The organism is Thioalkalivibrio sp. (assembly GCF_007692535.1).
Classification (GTDB): domain Bacteria; phylum Pseudomonadota; class Gammaproteobacteria; order Ectothiorhodospirales; family Ectothiorhodospiraceae; genus Thioalkalivibrio.
Genome location: NZ_REBW01000030.1, coordinates 1 through 3,886, shown reverse-complemented (window position 1 = coordinate 3,886; position 3,886 = coordinate 1). Strand labels below are relative to the sequence as shown.

At 67.6% G+C, this 3,886-nt stretch carries 2 protein-coding genes; both read left to right on the top strand.

Going from position 1 to position 3,886, the window contains the following annotated elements; genetic code table 11:
- The first annotated feature begins 163 nt into the window (after positions 1–163).
- Positions 164–1,129, top strand: coding sequence for a TAXI family TRAP transporter solute-binding subunit (locus tag EA346_RS00495; protein ID WP_296754271.1), 966 nt, complete (start codon positions 164–166; stop codon positions 1,127–1,129).
- A 23-nt stretch (positions 1,130–1,152) separates the two neighbouring features.
- On the top strand, positions 1,153–3,885 hold the full coding sequence (locus EA346_RS00490; RefSeq protein WP_296754269.1) for a TRAP transporter permease: 2,733 nt from the start codon (positions 1,153–1,155) through the stop codon (positions 3,883–3,885).
- Position 3,886: the final 1 nt, after the last annotated feature.

Below are 3,886 nucleotides of genomic sequence, written 5' to 3'. Positions count from 1 at the left end.
CGCTAACCCGACCTACAGGACTACAGGACTCCTTGCGAGACAGACCAACCCAGCCCTTCCCTGGAAAGCGGGAGATTTGCGTTGGACCCATGAAAGCGGGTTGAATCCAGAGTCCTTGACCCTCTCAAAACGGAGAAACCGCATGCGAGCATCACTCATTGGAATGGGTATTCGGCTGATTACGGGCTCCGCGCTCGCGCTGGGCCTGGCAATGACGGCCAGCGCCGATCAACGTTTCATCACCATCGGGACGGGGGGCGTGACCGGTGTGTACTACCCGACGGGGCAGAACATCTGCCGGCTGGTCAACCGCGACCAGGCGACGCACGGCATGCGCTGCAACGCCGAGAGCACCGGCGGTTCCGTCTTCAATCTGAACTCGATCTCGGCCGGCGAAATGGACTTCGGGGTCGCACAGTCCGACTGGCAGCATCACGCCTATCACGGCACCGACCGCTTCGCGGAGCAAGGAGCCGATACCGAACTGCGCGCTGTGTTCTCGCTGCACCCCGAACCCTTCACGGTCCTGGTACGCCCCGACAGCGGCATCGAAACGTTCGAGGACATCGTCGGCAAGCGGGTCAATGTCGGCAATCCGGGTTCCGGACAGCGCGGCACCGCCGAGCGGCTGATGGCGGAATACGGCTGGAGCATGGGCGATTTCTCCCTGGCCTCGGAACTGCCCTCCCGCGAGCAGGGCCAGGCGCTCTGCGACAACCGCATCGACGTGATCCTGTTTACCGTCGGTCACCCCTCGGCCGCCATCCAGGAACCCATCGCCACCTGTGGGGCCCGGATCATTTCCGTGTCCGGTCCGGTGGTGGACCAACTGGTGGACGAGACGCCCTATTATTTCAGCGCCACGCTACCGGCCGGGATGTACCCGGGGCAGGACGATGACGTGGAGACCTTCGGCGTGGGCGCGACGCTGGTCACCTCGACCCGGACCAGCGACAACGCCGTCTACCACCTGACCCGCGCGGTGTTCGAGAACTTCAGCACCTTCAAGGGCATGCACCCGGCGTTCGCGGTACTGGAGCCCGAGAGCATGATCAGCCAGGGCCTGTCCGCCCCGATGCACGAGGGTGCGCTTCGCTACTACCGCGAGGCCGGGATGATGCAGGACTGACCGCGCACGGCAGGCCCTGAGACATGGCCGGCGATCGCAGGGCCCGGGATATCAGCCCAACCGAGGCCGCGGCGCTGGTCGAGCACATGGAAACCGGGGCGCGCCGCCCCGGTGCCCCCACCCAGCTGCTGGTCTACCTGACGGCCCTCAGCTGGTCGCTGTTCCAACTCTGGATCGTCTCCCCCCTGCCCTATTCGCTGGGCTTCGGGGTCGTCCCCGAGACCCAGGCGCGCTCGATCCACCTCGCCTTCGCCGTCTTTCTCGCCTTTCTGCTGTTCCCGGCGCGCCTGCCCTCGGCGCGTGGGCCGCACATCGCTGCCGGCTTCTACCTGTTCCTCGGCCTGGGACTCTGGCTGCTCGCCTGGCAGCAGCATCAGGCCGAACAGCCCTGGGTACCGGTCTACCTGCTGATGGGGACCGTCGCCTTTGTGCTGGCCTGGCCCGCGTGGCGGGTGGCGCCGCTGGAACGCATCCCGCTGGTGGACTGGCTGCTGGCACTTGCCGCGGCCTTCGCGGCGGGCTACCTGTTCCTGTATCACCAGGAACTGGCACAGCGCCCGGGCCGTCCGCAACTTGCGGACATGATCGCGGCCGGACTGGGAATGATGCTGCTGCTAGAGGCCACCCGGCGCGTGCTGGGGCCGGCACTGATGGTCATCGCCGGGGCCTTCCTCCTCTACACCTTTGCGGGCCCATGGATGCCGGACATGCTCGCGCACCGCGGCGCGTCGTTCGGCCGGGCGATGTCGCAGCAGTGGCTGTCGAACGAGGGGGTGTTCGGCATCGCGCTCGGCGTGTCGACCAGCTTCGTGTTCCTGTTCGTGCTGTTCGGCGCCCTGCTGGAGCGGGCCGGCGCCGGCGGCTATTTCATCCGGGTCGCCTTCTCGCTGCTGGGGCATCTGCGCGGCGGGCCCGCCAAGGCCGCGGTGGTCGCGTCGGGGCTCACCGGGGTGGTTTCCGGCTCGTCCATCGCCAACGTGGTGACCACCGGCACCTTCACCGTGCCGCTGATGAAGCGCACCGGCTTCTCGAGCGCCAAGGCCGGCGCGGTGGAGGTGGCAAGCTCGGTCAACGGCCAGCTGATGCCGCCGGTGATGGGCGCGGCCGCCTTCCTGATGGTCGAATACGTGGGCATTCCCTACGTTGAGGTGATCAAGCACGCGTTCCTGCCGGCACTGATCGCCTACATCGCCCTGCTCTACATCGTTCACCTGGAGGCCATGAAGGCCGGCTTGCAGGGCCTGCCCCGGCGCCACCCGACAGGCCCGGCGCGCAGCCTGTTGAACCTGGGCCTGTCGGCCAGCGGCCTGCTGGTGCTCGCCGGAGTCGTGTACTACGGCCTGGGCTGGATCAAGACGGTCGCCGGCGATCACTCCTTCTGGCTGATCGGGGCATTGATCGGAGCCGCCTACCTCCTGCTGCTTTGGCTGGCCAGCCGGGTCCCCGATGCGGGAGCGGAGCTGGACCCGAACATCACCGAGGTTCCGGATCCCGGACCGACCATCCAGGGCGGCCTGCACTTCCTGCTGCCCGTGGTGGTGCTCGTGTGGGCACTGGTGGTGGAACGACTGTCACCCGGTCTGTCCGCCTTCTGGGCAGTGCTGTTCCTGGTCGGAATCCTGTTGACCCAGCGCCCGTTGACCGCGTTCTTCCGCGGCCAGGGACACTATCGCCGCGCCGTTGCCGACGGGATCGTGGAACTCGGGGACGGCCTGGTGCAGGGGGCGCGCAACATGATCGGGATCGGCGTCGCGACCGCTGCCGCGGGGATCATCGTCGGGACCGTGGCCATGACCGGCATCGGCCTGGTGATGACGGACCTCGTCGAGCTGCTCTCCGGGGGCAACCTGATGCTGATGCTGCTGCTGACCGCGGTGATCTGCCTGGTCCTCGGCCTTGGGCTGCCCACCACCGCAAACTACATCATCGTCGCCACGCTGATGGCGCCGGTGATCGTCGACCTCGGGGCACAGAACGAGTTGCTGATCCCGCTGATCGCGGCACACCTGTTCGTGTTCTATTTCGGCATCATGGCCGACGTCACGCCGCCGGTGGGGCTGGCCTCCTTCGCCGCTGCCGCCGTGGCCCGCGCGGACCCGATCCAGACCGGCATCCAGGCCTTCTGGTACAGCCTGCGCACCGTGACGCTGCCCTTCGTGTTCGTGTTCAACACCCAGCTGCTGCTGATCGGCGTCGACAGCCTGTGGCAACTGGGACTGACCTTCTTCGGGTCGCTCGCGGGCATCCTGGTCTTTGCGGCCGCCACCCAGCACTTCCTGCTGGTGCGCAACCGCGTCTGGGAAACCGCGCTGCTGTTGCTGGTCGCGCTGACCCTGCTGGTGCCCGGCGTGTGGATGGACCGCATTCACACGCCGCTGACCTCCCTGCCCGCCACTGAAATCGAAGCCGTCGCCGAGGCAGCACCGGCCCAGGGCCACCTGCGCCTGGAAGTGTCGGGTTACGACCTGGACGGCGAGGAGGTCACGCGCCGGGTGATGCTCCCGCTGGGCGATCCCGCCCCCGGACAAGAGCGGCTGGCCGACGCGGGCCTCGGCCTGATGATCTTCGGCGACCAGGTCAACATCAGCTTCGTGCGCTTCGGCAGCCCCGCCGAACGCCTCGGCGTCGAGGGCGGCTCCCGGGTCACCGCCGTCTTCGTTCCCGCGGACCGCCCGGCACCCGAGTGGTTCTTCGTTCCCGCGCTGCTGTTGCTGGCCGTCGTGGCCCGCAACCAGCAGCGCCGAAAAGCCCTTTAAG

Bases quoted from the DNA above. Each gene is read 5' to 3' on its own strand.
- EA346_RS00490 (WP_296754269.1), top strand. From the start codon at position 1,153: ATGGCCGGCGATCGCAGGGCCCGGGATATCAGCCCAACCGAGGCCGCG.
- EA346_RS00495 (WP_296754271.1), top strand. From the start codon at position 164: ATGGGTATTCGGCTGATTACGGGCTCCGCGCTCGCGCTGGGCCTGGCA.